At 62.2% G+C, this 14,733-nt stretch carries 15 protein-coding genes and 1 pseudogene; 5 read left to right on the forward strand and 11 right to left on the reverse strand.

All coding sequences use genetic code 11. The features are described from left to right. Positions 1 to 91: 91 nt before the first annotated feature. A pseudogene (locus VQ044_RS20495) lies at positions 92 to 511 on the forward strand (LysE family translocator); the annotation flags it as partial. A 418-nt stretch (positions 512 to 929) separates the two neighbouring features. On the opposite strand, the gene VQ044_RS20500 reads toward VQ044_RS20495, so the two are convergent. The 7 genes from VQ044_RS20500 to VQ044_RS20530 all read right to left on the reverse strand — a co-directional run bounded on the left by VQ044_RS20500 (position 930) and on the right by VQ044_RS20530 (position 6,890). Continuing rightward, positions 930 to 1,334, reverse strand: a complete 405-nt coding sequence (locus VQ044_RS20500; RefSeq protein WP_327622962.1) for a F0F1 ATP synthase subunit epsilon — start codon at positions 1,332 to 1,334, stop codon at positions 930 to 932. A gap of 9 nt (positions 1,335 to 1,343) precedes the next feature. After that, entirely contained in the window at positions 1,344 to 1,607 is a 264-nt protein-coding gene (locus VQ044_RS20505; protein WP_327622961.1) for a hypothetical protein, read from the reverse strand. A 126-nt stretch (positions 1,608 to 1,733) separates the two neighbouring features. Then, the gene (atpD, locus tag VQ044_RS20510; protein ID WP_327649296.1) at positions 1,734 to 3,188 is read right to left on the reverse strand and encodes a F0F1 ATP synthase subunit beta; all 1,455 of its coding nucleotides are present in this window, start codon (positions 3,186 to 3,188) and stop codon (positions 1,734 to 1,736) included. A 22-nt stretch (positions 3,189 to 3,210) separates the two neighbouring features. After that, positions 3,211 to 4,086, reverse strand: coding sequence for a F0F1 ATP synthase subunit gamma (locus VQ044_RS20515; protein WP_327649294.1), 876 nt, complete (start codon positions 4,084 to 4,086; stop codon positions 3,211 to 3,213). Positions 4,087 to 4,156: 70 nt separating this feature from the next. After that, a complete protein-coding gene (gene atpA, locus VQ044_RS20520; RefSeq protein ID WP_327649292.1) occupies positions 4,157 to 5,686 on the reverse strand; it encodes a F0F1 ATP synthase subunit alpha in 1,530 nt (509 codons plus the stop codon). Next, entirely contained in the window at positions 5,686 to 6,246 is a 561-nt protein-coding gene (locus VQ044_RS20525; protein WP_327622958.1) for a F0F1 ATP synthase subunit delta, read from the reverse strand. Before VQ044_RS20525 ends, atpA begins: the two co-directional genes overlap by 1 nt. A 248-nt stretch (positions 6,247 to 6,494) precedes the next feature. Continuing rightward, a complete protein-coding gene (locus VQ044_RS20530; RefSeq protein WP_327649291.1) occupies positions 6,495 to 6,890 on the reverse strand; it encodes an AGROH133_08824 family phage infection protein in 396 nt (131 codons plus the stop codon). 561 nt (positions 6,891 to 7,451) lie between these two features. On the opposite strand from VQ044_RS20530, the gene VQ044_RS20535 reads away from it, so the two are divergent. Continuing rightward, complete coding sequence (locus tag VQ044_RS20535; protein WP_327649290.1) at positions 7,452 to 8,027, forward strand: hypothetical protein; 576 nt, start codon at positions 7,452 to 7,454, stop codon at positions 8,025 to 8,027. Continuing rightward, positions 8,024 to 8,557, forward strand: coding sequence for a hypothetical protein (locus VQ044_RS20540; protein WP_327649288.1), 534 nt, complete (start codon positions 8,024 to 8,026; stop codon positions 8,555 to 8,557). Before VQ044_RS20535 ends, VQ044_RS20540 begins: the two co-directional genes overlap by 4 nt. A 23-nt stretch (positions 8,558 to 8,580) precedes the next feature. Here the strand turns inward: VQ044_RS20540 and VQ044_RS20545 are convergent, their stop codons facing one another. Both VQ044_RS20545 and VQ044_RS20550 read right to left on the reverse strand, forming a co-directional pair. Beyond that, a complete protein-coding gene (locus tag VQ044_RS20545; protein WP_327622956.1) occupies positions 8,581 to 9,150 on the reverse strand; it encodes a hypothetical protein in 570 nt (189 codons plus the stop codon). Between the two features lie 43 nt (positions 9,151 to 9,193). Next, the gene (locus VQ044_RS20550; protein ID WP_327649287.1) at positions 9,194 to 11,386 is read right to left on the reverse strand and encodes a primosomal protein N'; all 2,193 of its coding nucleotides are present in this window, start codon (positions 11,384 to 11,386) and stop codon (positions 9,194 to 9,196) included. Between the two features lie 362 nt (positions 11,387 to 11,748). Between VQ044_RS20550 and VQ044_RS20555 the strand changes: the two genes are divergently transcribed. Both VQ044_RS20555 and VQ044_RS20560 read left to right on the forward strand, forming a co-directional pair. Then, entirely contained in the window at positions 11,749 to 12,009 is a 261-nt protein-coding gene (locus VQ044_RS20555) for a helix-turn-helix domain-containing protein (RefSeq protein ID WP_327649285.1), read from the forward strand. An 83-nt stretch (positions 12,010 to 12,092) separates the two neighbouring features. Beyond that, the gene (locus tag VQ044_RS20560; RefSeq protein WP_327649283.1) at positions 12,093 to 13,802 is read left to right on the forward strand and encodes a SulP family inorganic anion transporter; all 1,710 of its coding nucleotides are present in this window, start codon (positions 12,093 to 12,095) and stop codon (positions 13,800 to 13,802) included. On the opposite strand, the gene VQ044_RS20565 is transcribed toward VQ044_RS20560, so the two are convergent. Continuing rightward, positions 13,729 to 13,989: a hypothetical protein gene (locus VQ044_RS20565; RefSeq protein ID WP_331827755.1), complete on the reverse strand. Its 261-nt coding sequence runs from the start codon at positions 13,987 to 13,989 to the stop codon at positions 13,729 to 13,731. The two genes, VQ044_RS20560 and VQ044_RS20565, sit on opposite strands and share 74 nt — an antisense overlap. A gap of 122 nt (positions 13,990 to 14,111) precedes the next feature. Further along, positions 14,112 to 14,624, reverse strand: a complete 513-nt coding sequence (locus tag VQ044_RS20570; protein ID WP_327649281.1) for a hypothetical protein — start codon at positions 14,622 to 14,624, stop codon at positions 14,112 to 14,114. Positions 14,625 to 14,733 lie beyond the last annotated feature (109 nt).

A 14,733-nucleotide genomic window follows, 5' to 3' on the forward strand; every position in this document is an offset into this window, starting at 1 on the left:
ACGATCATCTGAAATCGTTGCTCACGATCCCCCGAAATCTCTGCTCACGATGCGGTGAAATCCGTGCTCACGATGCGGTGAAATACGCACCAATGCACTGTTTGCCATCAAGATCGCGGGTGGACTTTATCTCCTTTATCTCGCCTGGAAGGCCGCCAATTCTGCCCTCAGTTCGCGTCCGGCAACTCTTGCCATTCCGGATAGCTCGCGGCTAAAATTTCGTGCGTTGTATCGCCGCGGCATCCTCCTGCATGCCGGCAATCCAAAAGCCATTTTGGCATGGATTGCGATTATGTCGCTTGGCCTTCAGCCTGGCGCCCCTTCCTATATGCTGTTGGCGATCATTGGAGGGTGCGCGGTTCTCGGCGTTCTGGTGTTCTGCGGCTATGCCTTGGTCTTTTCGACCGGCCCCATGCTCCGGGCCTATGAGAAGGCCCGGCGTTGGGTCGAGGGCGCGCTTGCGCTCTTCTTCGGCATTGCCGGCGTCCGGCTTCTCCTATCGCGGGCCTGATACCAACCTGCGGTAATAGGAGCCCATTCGACGGGGACGATCGCCGATGCATGGCGAGGAGCGGGACGACGCGCGATGCGGCGCATCGAGTGAGGCCCGTGACGAAGCCAGGCGCAGCGAGCGCCCCGCCTGCGGTGGGCTGGACGGGCTCGCCGGACGGCGTCGCACCGCTTGCCCGATGCGCCGCATCGAACTGCGCGTCGCTCCTGGCCGGACAAGCCCGTTCAGCGCCATCCAGTAGGTCCCTATCACCGCAGGTTGGTATGATATCCTGACAGCCTGCGTTCGGTCGAATTGAAGCGGGATTTCACGCGGAGCTGCCGATGGGGCGCTGGCCGCGTGGGAAATGTCGCATGGTCACTGAAACGAAAAGGCCGGCATCGCGCCGGCCCCATTGTATCGAACAGAAATAGGGATATCAGAATCCGACGGCGACCCGCGCTTCGCGGAGCTGGTCGAGGGCATGCTCGGCCTTCGCCTTGGCCTCGGGCGTCTTGGCGTCGGCGACGTCTTCCTCGGCGTTCTTGATCTGCTGGTCGAGCTCGGCCGCGTCGAGATCCTCGACACGGGTGGCGCGCTCGGCCAGCAGCGTGAAGCTGTTCTGGTTGACGTCGGCGAAGCCACCGAGCACGAAGATTTTCTGCTCGGAGCCACCTTCCAGCGTCGCCACCACGACGCCGGGCTTCAGCGTCGTCATCAGTGGCGCGTGCTTGGCCATGACGGTGAAATAGCCTTCGGTGCCGGGCACGTTGACGGCCGTCACCGCTTCAGACAGCAGCAGGCGCTCGGGAGAGACGAGTTCGAACTGAAAACTATCGGACATGGTGCCCCTTTAAGGTCGGAATGGAAGGCGTGCTTTGATCTCACGGCGCGCCCTCTCGGTACAAGGTTGTTCCTTGAACTTGGACTCAGCCACCCCTTGGCCAGCACCATGCCACGCGGCGATCACAGCCATCTGCTGCTCGGTTTTCCCTTTGTCCCGCCAGTAGGCCATCAACGGGCTGAAACTCAAACGAGTCCAATCAAGACCGCAGGCGTTGGCGGTTCCGCTGACCACTCCCTGATCAAAGATCGCGTCCATCTGCATCTTCGTCAATCCGGCCTCCCGAGCCAGATCCTGCGTGGTGTCAGCTCGTGTGGTCGCCGGCAGAACCCAGTCGGAAATCAAGAGAAGAGCAACAACCGCTCCGACGAGGGGCCCTGGTGATCGAGTAAACAACGGTCAAGCCGCTTCGGCGGCCAGCTTCTGCGCCTTCTCGACCGCCATCTCGATCGAGCCGACCATGTAGAAGGCGGCTTCCGGCAAATGGTCGTACTCGCCATTGACCAGGCCCTTGAACGACTTGATCGTGTCTTCGAGCGGCACCAACTGGCCGGGCGCTCCGGTGAACACTTCGGCGACGAAGAAGGGCTGCGACAGGAAGCGCTCGATCTTGCGGGCGCGCGCCACCGTCAGCTTGTCCTCTTCCGACAGCTCGTCCATGCCGAGAATGGCGATGATGTCCTGCAGCGACTTGTATTTCTGCAGAACCTCCTGAACCTGCCGCGCCACCCCGTAATGCTCCTCGCCGATGATCATCGGGGAGAGCATGCGCGAGTTGGAATCGAGCGGATCGACGGCCGGGTAAATGCCCTTTTCCGAGATCGCGCGGTTGAGCACGGTCGTCGCGTCCAGATGGGCGAAGGAGGTCGCCGGGGCCGGATCGGTCAGATCGTCGGCAGGCACGTAGATGGCCTGCACCGAGGTGATCGAACCCTTGGTGGTCGTGGTGATGCGTTCCTGCATCTGGCCCATGTCGGTCGCCAGCGTCGGCTGATAGCCCACGGCCGAGGGAATACGGCCGAGCAACGCCGACACTTCCGAGCCGGCCTGGGTGAAGCGGAAGATGTTGTCGACGAAGAACAACACGTCCTGGCCCTGATCGCGAAAATGCTCGGCAATAGTCAGGCCGGTGAGTGCGACGCGGGCACGGGCTCCGGGAGGCTCGTTCATCTGGCCGTAGACGAGGGCGGCCTTGGAGCCTTCGGCCGAGCCGTTGTTCTGGTGCGGGTCCTTGTTGACGCCGGACTCGATCATCTCGTGATAGAGATCGTTGCCCTCGCGGGTCCGCTCGCCGACGCCGGCGAAGACGGAGTAGCCGCCATGCGCCTTGGCGACGTTGTTGATCAGTTCCTGGATCAAAACGGTCTTGCCGACGCCGGCGCCGCCGAACAGGCCGATCTTGCCGCCACGGGCGTAAGGCGCGAGAAGGTCGATGACCTTGATGCCGGTGACCAGGATCTGCGATTCCGGCGACTGTTCGATGTAGGGCGGCGCGTCCTGGTGGATGCCGCGCTTCATCTCGTACTGGATCGGACCGACCTCGTCGATCGGCTCGCCGATGACGTTCATGATGCGGCCGAGCGTGCCGTCACCGACCGGAACCTCGATCGGGCCGCCGGTGTCTTTCACCGGCTGGCCGCGGACCAGACCTTCGGTCAAATCCATGGCGATGGTACGCACGGTGTTCTGTCCGAGGTGCTGGGCAACCTCGAGCACCAGGCGCATGCCGTTGTTGTCGCATTCCAGCGCGTTCAGGATCGCCGGCAAATTGCCGTCGAATTCGACGTCGACGACGGCGCCGATGACCTGGGCGACGCGGCCGGTCGCGCCGGAAATGTTTACGTTGTCAGCCATCGGAGGCCTCCTCTCAGATACTTTAGAGCGCCTCGGCGCCCGAAATGATTTCGACCAGTTCCGTCGTGATCTGCGCTTGCCGCTGCCGGTTGTAGGAAATCGACAGGCGGTCGATCATGTCGCCGGCATTGCGGGTCGCGTTGTCCATTGCCGACATTCGCGCGCCTTGTTCGGAGGCGGCATTTTCCAGCAGCGCATGCAACACCTGAACCTTGATGTTGCGTGGGATCAGATCCTCGAGAATCGCGCCGGGCTCCGGCTCGTACTCGTAGACGGTCGCTTCGCCGGCCAGATTGGCGTCGTCCTCGGCGAGCGCGGCCGGGATCACCTGCTGCCTGGTCGGCGTCTGGGTCATGACGTTCTCGAACTCGGAAAAGAAAATCGAGCAAACGTCGAACTCGCCCTTCTCGAACAGGTCGATGATCGTCTGTCCGATCGCCTCGGCATGTTCGAAACCGACCTGTTTGGCCTCACGCAGATCGGTGCGCTCGACGACCTTCGACGACAGGTCGCGGCGCATCAGGTCCCAGCCCTTCTTGCCGACGACCACGAACTTCACCGTCTTGCCCTGGCCTTCCAGCTTGCGCTGGTGGATACGGGCAAGCTTGACGATCGACGCGTTGAAGCCACCGCAAAGGCCGCGATCGGCTGTGAAGACGACCAGAAGATGGACGTCGTCCTTGCCGGTCCCGACCATCAGCGGCAGGCCGTCGCCCTCCATGGCGCCGGAAATGTTGGCGAGCACCGCGGCCATACGATCGGCATAGGGCCGCGCGGCTTGCGCGGCCTCCTCGGCACGGCGCAGCTTCGCCGCCGCGACCATCTGCATGGCCTTGGTGATTTTCTGCGTAGATTTGACCGACGCAATGCGGTTTCGCAGATCCTTCAGAGATGCCATGGCTTGGCGCTGTCTCCCGCTAGCTCGGCCACGCCCGCTGAGGGGCGCGGCTTATGCGCGTTTTCGTGACTCAGGCGAAGCTCTTGGCGAATGAATCGATCGCCGACTTCAAGTTCTCGCGAATTTCGTCCGAAAGCGCCTTTTCTTGCGCGATCCGGTCGAGCAGATCCTTGTGATCGCTCCGCAGCGCGTTGAGCAGGCCCTGCTCGAAATCGCTGACCTGATTGACCCGAAGCTTGTCGAGATAGCCCTGGGTGCCGGCAAAGATCACCGCCACCTGCTCTTCGGTCTTCAGCGGCGAGAACTGCGGCTGCTTCAACAGCTCCGTCAGACGAGCGCCGCGATTGAGCAGGCGCTGGGTCGCGGCGTCGAGATCGGAGCCGAACTGCGCGAAAGCCGCCATTTCGCGGTACTGCGCGAGCTCGCCCTTAATCGAACCGGCGACCTGTTTCATCGCCTTGATCTGGGCGGCCGAGCCGACGCGGCTCACCGAGAGGCCGACGTTCACAGCGGGACGGATACCCTGGAAGAACAGGGTGGTCTCGAGGAAGATCTGGCCGTCGGTGATCGAGATCACGTTGGTCGGGATATAGGCCGACACGTCACCGGCCTGGGTCTCGATGACCGGCAGTGCTGTGAGCGAGCCGGCGCCGTGCGCTTCGCTCAGCTTGGCGGCGCGCTCCAAGAGCCGCGAATGCAGATAGAAGACGTCGCCCGGATAGGCTTCGCGGCCTGGCGGGCGGCGCAGCAGCAGCGACATCTGGCGGTAGGAGACGGCCTGCTTGGACAGATCGTCATAGGCGATCACGGCGTGCATGCCGTTATCGCGAAAATATTCGCCCATGGCGCAGCCGGTGAACGGTGCGATGTACTGCATCGGCGCCGGGTCCGACGCCGTGGCGGCGACGACGATGGAATACTCCATGGCGCCGCGCTCTTCGAGCGTGCGCACGAACTGCGCGACGGTGGAGCGCTTCTGGCCGACAGCGACGTAGATGCAATAGAGCTTGTCGCTCTCGCGGTTCTCGTCATGCGCCGGCTTCTGGTTGAGGAAGGTATCGAGCAGGATCGCGGTCTTGCCGGTCTGGCGGTCGCCGATGACCAGCTCGCGCTGGCCGCGACCGATCGGGATCAGCGCGTCGATGGCCTTCAGGCCGGTCGACATCGGCTCATGCACCGACTTGCGCGGGATGATGCCCGGCGCCTTGACGTCGACGCGACGCTGCTCGGCACCCTCGATCGGGCCCTTGCCGTCGATCGGGTTGCCGAGACCGTCGACGACGCGTCCCAGCAGGCCCTTGCCCGTCGGCACCTCGACGATGTTGCCGGTGCGCTTGACGGTGTCGCCTTCCTTGATCGCCCGGTCGGAGCCGAAGATCACGACGCCGACATTGTCCTCTTCCAGATTCAGGGCCATGCCCTGAATTCCGCCGGGGAATTCGACCATCTCGCCGGCCTGGCAATTGTCGAGCCCGTAGACGCGCGCGATGCCGTCGCCGACCGAAAGAACCTGGCCGACTTCCGCGACTTCCGCCTCCGAGCCGAAGTTCTTGATCTGCTTCTTGAGGATTGCGGAAATTTCCGCGGCGCGGATGTCCATCAGCCGACCTCTTTCAGTGCAAGCTTAAGCGAATTGAGTTTGGTACGAAGCGAGGTGTCGATCTGGCGCGATCCGATCTTGACGATCAGCCCGCCGAGGATCGTGGAATCGACACTCTCGGTCATGGTTACGGTCTTGCCGGCGTAGGAGCCGAGAGCCTCGGCAAGTTCCTTGCGCTGGGCGGCCGACAGCTTGTGGGCACTGGTCACCGACGCCGCGATTTCGCCGCGATGCTCGGCCGCATACTGGCGAAAGCCGCGGATGATGCCCGGCAGGACGAAGAGGCGGCGATTCGACGCGACGACCCGCAGGAAGTTGCCGGTCAGTTCGCTCGGCTTCACCTCGCCAACGATGGCGTCGATCGCCTTCATCTGGTCGTCCGAGGAGAAGACCGGGCTTTCGACGAGCCGGCGGAAATCCGCATTGTCGTCGATCAGTTTTTGAAACGCCACGAGCTCGGATTCGACCGTCTCGATCGCGCCGTCATCGCGGGCGAGATCGAAGAGCGATTGGGCGTAGCGGTCTGCGACCCCCGAAACGGGAGAGGATGATTGTGCCACGGACGACCGTTTCTCTTTCGGGTTTCGTTCAAGGCATTCGTTGCGCCTCTGAAGCGAGAGCGCCCCAAATCCTTGAAGCCGTTAAATGATTGACGGAAGGCGCGCGACCGGGCCGCAAAAGCCCTTCCGAAGACTGGGTCCGTCTAGCATAGGGTTTTGCCGGCGACAACACGCTTTGGCGACAGCTTTTGTCAAAGCATCGTCCTATTTGCGCCGATTTGCCGCCGGTGCGGAGCGCTCGCCCGCGGCTAATTCGCCACCATGCCGAATACGGGAGCGAGAGCCGCGGCCGCCAGAGCAAGAGCCAGAAAAAACATCAGCCAATTATAGGCAGTCGACCCGCGGTCCGAGAGGATCGAGACCAGTCGGCCGAAACCGGTGAACAGCCAACCCGCACCCAGCGTCATCTGGACGAAGGGCTGGTTGTAGAGGAGCAGCGTGACGATGCCGACGCCGAGCCAGAAGCCGGCGATAGTCGCCCGCGATTCGGACAGGGCTTCGGGATGGCGCGGGCTGGTTTCCAGCCTGAGAGCGCGAAACGTGATTCGCGGCGCGAACAAGGCGACGAGGCCGAATAGGACGGTGACGCACGCGGCCGCGAACGGCAGCATGTCGGCGTTGGTTTGCGGCAGCGCGAAGTCCATGGGAATTCCATATCCGTCAGGTGTTCTCAGAGGCCGTTTCGAAACCCTGCCAAGACCAGCCTCCATGGTTCACCCGGGACGCCCAAACCCGCGGAAATCGGGTATCATGTCATTGCGGAGCGACCATCCGAGGGGCCTTTGAACCCGCCGCAGTGAGTTTCGAAACGGACTCTCAGNAACCCGCGGAAATCGGGTATCATGTCATTGCGGAGCGACCATCCGAGGGGCCTTTGAACCCGCCGCAGTGAGTTTCGAAACGGACTCTCAGTGAGCAGTAACCCGCTTACCTCGCACTCGGCCGCTTGGACACGACAAATGTAATAGCTTCTCCAAACAGTCTGGGAAAAGCTGAGAAACAATGCGTTGGCTGCCTTTCAATCGGCGGCCGATATCCGCTGCGGGCTGGCTGCTGAAAATTTTACTCGCGAACACCGACGAAATATGTTACTTAAGGTCATATTCCGCTTGGGTACCTCAGAGCATACGGCGCAAGATAGTATATATCAAATTGTACTCACACGGAAAAAATAAATGTTATTTAATCGCGCAATCGTCCGTTTAATGTCTATAGAAGAAAATTCAATAAAGCAGTTTGCGGATCTTTTTGTATTTATTGGTATATTCGCAATAAGTATATATGCCGGAGGTTATTCATATATAACGAGTTACAACGAGTATTTCGATCTTCCTGTTATCACTGACCCGACAAGCATCGGTGCGGCAGTGTTGTTTGCGTCTAACGTATTGTTCACCGGAGTGAATTATATTTTCACAACATTTTTAATTGTTATAATAACATTTGCCTACGTAATATGCAGATATGTGATCGCGTCATGGATTGGATTTCTGGTAATAACTTTTTTGTTTTACGCCAGCTTTCTAGCCTGCGCGGAAGTCGGAGCATTCTACGGTAATCGCGAGGCAGAGAAGGATACACTTAAATTTGATATAACTAAACCAGTAATAAAATTTCCAGATACGGGTAAGCTTTCAATATACAATACAGGAGAATATCATTTGTTGCTGCTTACTGAAGATAGGTTCTTCATTTTTACGCCAACATCGATCCGGGGGGTTGTGCAGATTGTTGCTATAGAGCGGCGGGGGGTGGAAAGGTATGAGGTGACATTACGATGAGAAAAGTATTTGTATTGTCAATGATGAGTATTATGATGATGGCATCTAACGCCGGCGGAGATATTGTGAAGATTGAAACCAACGACTGGTCGGATAGGCGCGACCTCGTTTGGACTGGAACGCTTGAGCAAATTGACCAAGAGTCGGGTATAGCGTATTTTTCGTATCGAAATAAAGAAGAAATCGTAAAATTCTCTGTACATATCAGTAGAATATACTCGCTAACAATCGATACTCAGGATCGAGTTAACCGGGAATTTCCTCCAACACGGGCGGACTTAGAGACGGAATTGTCAGTAAATCCGAATTCAAAAAGAAGAATTATTTTGTCAAATGATAACACATACACGGCGTTAAATATCCCAAAGGCCGTTATCGTGACGCCAAATAGAGAAAGTGCGGAAATAGGTATAAGGGGGACGATAAAAAGGGCAGATTTGGAAAAAATATTAGTTATAGCGCGATCGGTTGATCGATCAGAGGAGGAGTTTGATGTGGATCGGGGGGATCTAATGCAGTGGATTAGGTAAAACGTGTGGTTCGATGGAGCGCCTCAATTCTCGCAGCTGCCGGTGATCGCCACCGATTCTTTCTTGTCGCCCCAAAAAAGGGTCATCGACCCGGAATAGCGGGTCGTGCCGTTCTCCTGGCGCGCGTCCGCCAGGACGATGTTGACGTTGATGCGCGGCTCGCCCGCCGAGCGCCAGACGGTGACCACCTGGCCGTCCTTGTTCGGCGCCGTCTTGCCCTTTTCGAGTTCGCGCACCAGGCCGTTCGCCATGACGTAGCCACGCTCCGGTCCGACCGTTGTCCCGCTGCCGCTTTGGGTCATGGTCAGGAAAACGAACGGCTCGAACGTGGTCTCCGTGCTCGGCTTGACGGACTTGTCGGGATCGACGAAGGCACAGCGCGTCGGGATGGGGGACCAGTCGAGGAGACCCAGTTCGAGGCCTGTGGGCGTGTCGGGGGAGGCGTTCGCAGTCGGTGCCTGACCCGGCGTCGTCGATGCGAAGGGGGAAGTCGGGAGCGAGGTTCCGCCCGCTTTGTCCTGAGCCATGGCCGAATAACTCGCGAGCACGCTCATGGCCGCCCCGGCCACGAGATATTTCAACAGCGCCTGCATCCGTCGTCTCCCCGTCCATCATACCCCTTTGCCAGAGGCTTTCTCACAGAAAGCTCTGCGGGTCCACGTCGATCTGCACCTGAACTGAGCCACGCGGGCGGGGCGCAGCAGCGACCATGGCGCGCAGGAACACCTGGATCGGCGAGCGGCGTGTCCCGTGAACGAGCAGCCGGAACCGATGCCGGCCCCGCAGCACCGCCAGCGGCGCCTCGGCCGGGCCGAGAACTTCGATGTCGCCGTCCTCGGCCGCCGCCCGTCTGAGCGAGCGGGCATGCTCCTCTGCCTCCTTGCGGCTATTCGCCGAGACGATGACGCTGGCAAGTCGCCCGAAAGGCGGCAGACTCGTGCGTTCGCGTTCGGCGATCTCGCGCTCGTAGAAGCGGCTGGCGTCGCCGGACGCGATCGCCTGCATCACCGGGTGCTCCGGCTGGAATGTCTGGATCAGCCCGCGGCTGGCCCGGCCGCCGCTGCGGCCCGCACGGCCGGTCACCTGGTGCAAGAGCTGGAAGGTCCGTTCGGCGGCGCGCGGGTCGCCATTGGCGAGGCCGAGATCGGCGTCGATCGCGCCGACCAGCGTCATCATCGGAAAATGATGCCCCTTGGCGACCAACTGCGTGCCGATGACGATATCGGCCTCGCCGTCGGCGATGGCGTCGAGTTCGCGCCTGAGCCGCCTCGCGCCGCCGGGAAGGTCGGAGGAGAGCAGAATCGTCCGCGCCTCGGGAAAATCCGTCAGCATCTCCTCGGCGATTCGTTCCACGCCGGGGCCACAGGCGACGAGGTGATCGAGCGTGCCGCATTCCGGGCAAGCCTCGGGCCGGGGCACAGCGAAGCCGCAATGATGGCACTGCAACTGGCCGCGCAGCCGGTGGTCGACCAGCCAGGTCGAACAGTCGGGGCACTGGAAGCGGTGGCCGCAGACCCGGCAGAGCGTCAGCGGCGCGTAGCCCCGCCGGTTGAGGAACAAGAGCGCCTGTTCGCCGCGCGCGATCGTGTCGGCGATCGCCCGTCCGAGCACCGGCGAGACGAAGCGCCCGCGCGGCGGCGGCGCGGCACGCATGTCGATCAGGGACAGATCCGGCATCGCGGCTTCGGCGAAGCGTCCGGCGAGCCGCACATGGCCGTAGCGCCCGGACGCGGCGTTGACCCGCGTTTCCACCGACGGCGTCGCCGAGGCGAGGATCACCGGGAACCCGCCGAGCGAGCCGCGCACCACCGCCATGTCGCGCGCGTGATAGAAGGTGCGCTCCTCCTGCTTGTAGGCCGGGTCGTGCTCCTCGTCGACGATGATCAGCCCGAGGTTCTGGAACGGCAGGAACAGCGCCGAGCGCGCTCCGGCCACGACCTTCACCCGTCCTTCCACGACCTGCCGCCAGATCTTCTCGCGCTGGCGCGGGGCGACGTCCGAGTGCCATTCGGCCGGCGGCGCGCCGAAGCGCGCGTGGAACCGGTCGATGAAGCTCTGGGTCAGCGCGATTTCGGGCAACAGGATCAGCACCTGCCGGCCCTCGTCGAGGGCGCGCGCGACCGCCTCGAAATAGACCTCGGTCTTGCCCGAGCCGGTGACGCCTTCGAGCAGCGTCGTGGAAAAGCCGCCCTTTGCCACGCTCGCGGCGAGACTGTCCGCCCCCGCGCGCTGGTCGGCGTTGAGTTCGGCCCGGCCGTAGCCCGTATCGGGCGCCGCCACCGCCGGCGGCGGCGGCAGGCGGACGCCGCGAAAACTGCCCTGTTTGATCAGCCCGTCGACCACCGACGGCGTCACCCCCGCCGCGTGGGCGAGCCCCGAGCGCGACCAGGCCGGCGCCTCCTGCGCGGCCCCAAGCACCCGCTCGCGCGCCCCGGTCATGCGGTCTGGAGAAGCGCCTGTCGCCTCGATTCCCTCGATCCAGGCTTCCGGGTCGAACGCTGCCGGCGCCCTGAGCGCCATACGCACCACCAGCCCCGGCGGTGACAGCGTGTAGTCGGCGACCCAATCGACGAAGCGGCGCATCGTGGCGTCGAGCGGCGGGCAGTCGAAGACACGGGTGATCGGCCGAAGCTTCTTGGCGTCGACCCGGTCGCTCGCGCCGTCCCAGACGACGCCCGCCACCTGCCGGGGCCCGAGCGGCACCTGTACGATCGACCCCGGCGCGACCTCCATCCCGTCCGGCACGGCATAGGAGTAGGGCCGCTCGGCCGGTAGCGGGACGAGGACCGGCACGACGCGCGTTTCAAAGAGCTGGCCGGTCTGGGACAAAAGGGGGCTCCGGGCGAGGGCAGAGAACGGATTTGGCCGCTTGAAACGGGCGGAACCGAATCGCGCACGGACAGGCGACTCTACGAAGTCGGACGGATGGCTGAAAGCGATGGTGCGCTCTGGCGGGCATCGCAAACCAGATTGCCCGATCCGCGGCCGTGGGGCAGGCGATGATGCCCAGGGCCTCCGCCGCATTCCATAGGCGGGAATTTGCGCTCCGTCTGCTGCAGTCCGAGTGGGCCTCGGTCGTGGGCGCCGAGGGATACGTCGATAGAATATGAAGCGCTAATAATGATGCTTGAGATATCAGATTGCATTGTTTAGGTATCGTTATACCTATCTAAGCCTCGGCAGAATGATTCATGATCACGGCCTCACAACTGCGCGCCGCCCGGGCGCTTCTCGGCATCGATCAGAAGACATTGGCGGACCTCGCCGGCGTCTCGGTGCCCACTATCCAGCGGATGGAGGCCAGTCAGGGCAATGTACGCGGGGTTGTCGAGAGTCTGACGAAGGTCGTCGAGGCGCTCGACCGCGCCGGAATCGAGTTGATCGGCGAAAACGCACAGAGTGTCTCGTCGGGCCGGGGGGTTCGGCTGAAGGTGCCGAAACCGCGAAGCTGAAACGAGCAACGAACGCGACGGCGACCGACGACTGATGCCGACGATCCCGCCGCCTTTTCCCAAGGCCGCCGGACATCATGGACATGAGACCCTCAATTCGGACCGCGACATCCAACCCGAGCTTTGTCGCGCTCTTCACGCCCAAACTCATCACCGTCCTGCGCGAGGGATACGGCCTTACCCAGTTCCGATCCGACATCATCGCCGGACTGACGGTGGCGATCGTCGCGCTGCCATTGTCGATGGCGATCGCCATCGCGTCGGGCGCCTCTCCGGCGCAGGGGCTCTATACGGCGATCATCGGCGGCTTTCTGGTCTCGGCCCTCGGCGGCAGCCGCTTTCAGGTCGGCGGTCCCGCCGGTGCGTTCATCGTGCTGGTGGCCACGACGGTCCAACTGCATGGCATGGACGGCTTGCTCCTGGCCACGATCCTGTCCGGCGTGATGCTGATGGCGGTAGGCTTGCTGCGGTTCGGCACCTACATCAAGTTCATTCCGTACCCGGTCACCGTCGGCTTCACGGCCGGCATAGCCGTGATCATCTTCGCCAGCCAGATCAAGGATCTTCTCGGTCTCACCCTGGGCGACGCGGAGCCGGGGCCGCTGCTGGAGAAACTGCCCATCATCTGGGCCGGTCTGCCGAGCTTCAACGCGGCAGCGGTCGCGCTGTCCGTCGCAACCATCCTTGTCATCACCGGCCTGAAACGCGCCCGCCCGCATTGGCCGGGGATGTTGATCGCGGTGATCGCCGCGGCTGCCGCAACCGGTTTGTCGCATCTTCCGGTGTCGACGATCGGCACCGCCTTCGGAGGCATTCCCAGCACCTTGCCGCTGCCGTCATTGCCGGAATTCACGTTCGCCAAAATCCAGGCCGTGCTGCCGAGCGCCGTGGCGTTCACGCTCCTCGGCTCCATCGAATCCTTGCTGTCGGCTGTCGTCGCGGACGGAATGACCGGTCGCCGCCATCGATCGAACTGCGAATTGGTCGCGCAAGGCGTGGCCAACGTCGCCTCGGGCATCTTCGGCGGCATTTGCGTCACCGGCACGATCGCCCGCACCGCCACCAATGTCCGCGCCGGCGCGCACGGACCTGTCGCGGGCATGCTGCATGCCGTCTTTCTACTGCTCTTCGTTCTGGTTGCCGCGCCGCTCGCGAGCTACATTCCTTTGGCCAGCCTTGCCGGCGTTCTCGCCGTCGTGGCCTGGAACATGATCGAAAAACATGCCTTCGCGACGCTGCTGCGGGCCTCGCGCGGCGATGCCGCAGTGCTCTTGGCGACCTTCCTGCTAACGATTTTCCGCGATCTGACAGAGGCGATCGTCGTCGGCTTCGCGCTCGGTTCGGTGCTGTTCATTCACCGCATGTCGAAAACGACGTCGATCGCGACGCACGGACCGTTTGTCGCCGAGGACAAGGCCGATGATGCCAATGGCGGCCGCTCGCCTTACGACGAGACGGCGGCAATGGATCCAGACGTGGTCGTCTACCGGATCTCGGGGGCGTTCTTCTTCGGCGCGGCGGCCTCGATCGGCTCGGTGCTGGACCGCATCGCCGACACGCATCGCGCCTTGATCATCGACTTCGCGGCGGTTCCCTTTCTCGATTCCACCGCCGCCAACACGCTGGAGGGGCTGGCCCACAAGGCGACCCGGCGTGGGGTGAAAGTGGTGCTGACCGGCACCTCGCATGAAATTCGCAAGGACCTCTTCCTGCACGGGATCAAGCCGCCGCTGGTGAGCTACGAGCCATCCATCGAGAAAGCCGTGGCGACGGTCCGCCGCGTCGCCGGGTGATCTGGTCGGCCGCGCCGTTGCGGATGATTCCGACGAGTGGCCGGCGCCCCAGCGGCACCCGCACCATCACCCCCCCCCGACCTGCATTCCTTCCGACCTGCATTCCTTCTGGCACGGCATAGGAATAAGGCCGCTCAGCCGGCCGTGGGATGAGGACCGGCGAGGCGGTCTGCGCAAAAGGGTTCAGGGATAGCGTTCAAGGCGTCTCCGTCCCCCGCGCCGGTCCGAAGTGATCGTCGGAAAGGGGGGCGACCGAGTTTAGAAGCGAGGCCCGATGGGGAACCAGGGAGGGATTCGAGTGACCGGTGGCTACTTTCGCCATGCGACATCAAAGAAGAGATAGGTCTCCTGCTCCTTGTCACGACTCCCGATTTTCCAGGCGAAATCCCGTTCGTTTTTGAAATCGCTCAGAACCTTTCGAGCCGTCGCGGCCTCGGCTGGCTCGAAGTAGGACAAGGAAACGATCAGTCCTGCGACTGCCATATTGGCATCTCGCTCGTGGATGCTTTTCGCGCAGTCGATGGCAGCGGTCATCTTTCTATCGAGCCGTCTGGATGTAATCCCGCCGCCGGTGATCTGCTTGAACTCGAAAGCCCACGCACGACCATCGCCCATCATCCAGAAGTCGGACCGGCCACGGGCCTTTTGGCGGCGATCACGCGCGGCTCTTTTGGTCGTTGCGAATTCGGCCAGCGCTAGGAAACCGGAACAGGCTGCGGCAGACGCAAGGACGCTTACGCTCGCCGTTTCGTTATAGGCAAACGGATCGTCGCCATCCAGTTCGCGGCTGAATCGATCCGCGAGCTTTGCCGCTTGGCTCAACCAATCGTCCCAAGCCTTGGGGATGTCCCGAAGTTTGTTGAACTTCGTTGAGCGGCGATGCCGGGTTGAACGTTACGCGGCCCTCGATGCAGGGGCAATGAACTTTTCG

It is taken from the genome of Aurantimonas sp. C2-5-R2, from assembly GCF_036549495.1.
In the GTDB taxonomy this organism is placed as follows: domain Bacteria; phylum Pseudomonadota; class Alphaproteobacteria; order Rhizobiales; family Rhizobiaceae; genus Aurantimonas; species Aurantimonas coralicida_A.

Excerpts from the sequence above, each read along its gene's own strand:
- VQ044_RS20515 (WP_327649294.1), bottom strand. The coding sequence starts at position 4,086 with ATGGCATCTCTGAAGGATCTGCGAAACCGCATTGCGTCGGTCAAATCT.
- VQ044_RS20530 (WP_327649291.1), bottom strand. The coding sequence starts at position 6,890 with ATGGACTTCGCGCTGCCGCAAACCAACGCCGACATGCTGCCGTTCGCG.
- VQ044_RS20555 (WP_327649285.1), top strand. The coding sequence starts at position 11,749 with ATGATCACGGCCTCACAACTGCGCGCCGCCCGGGCGCTTCTCGGCATC.
- VQ044_RS20535 (WP_327649290.1), top strand. The coding sequence starts at position 7,452 with ATGTCTATAGAAGAAAATTCAATAAAGCAGTTTGCGGATCTTTTTGTA.
- atpD (WP_327649296.1), bottom strand. The coding sequence starts at position 3,188 with ATGGCTGACAACGTAAACATTTCCGGCGCGACCGGCCGCGTCGCCCAG.
- VQ044_RS20500 (WP_327622962.1), bottom strand. The coding sequence starts at position 1,334 with ATGTCCGATAGTTTTCAGTTCGAACTCGTCTCTCCCGAGCGCCTGCTG.
- VQ044_RS20560 (WP_327649283.1), top strand. The coding sequence starts at position 12,093 with ATGAGACCCTCAATTCGGACCGCGACATCCAACCCGAGCTTTGTCGCG.
- atpA (WP_327649292.1), bottom strand. The coding sequence starts at position 5,686 with ATGGACATCCGCGCCGCGGAAATTTCCGCAATCCTCAAGAAGCAGATC.
- VQ044_RS20540 (WP_327649288.1), top strand. The coding sequence starts at position 8,024 with ATGAGAAAAGTATTTGTATTGTCAATGATGAGTATTATGATGATGGCA.
- VQ044_RS20545 (WP_327622956.1), bottom strand. The coding sequence starts at position 9,150 with ATGCAGGCGCTGTTGAAATATCTCGTGGCCGGGGCGGCCATGAGCGTG.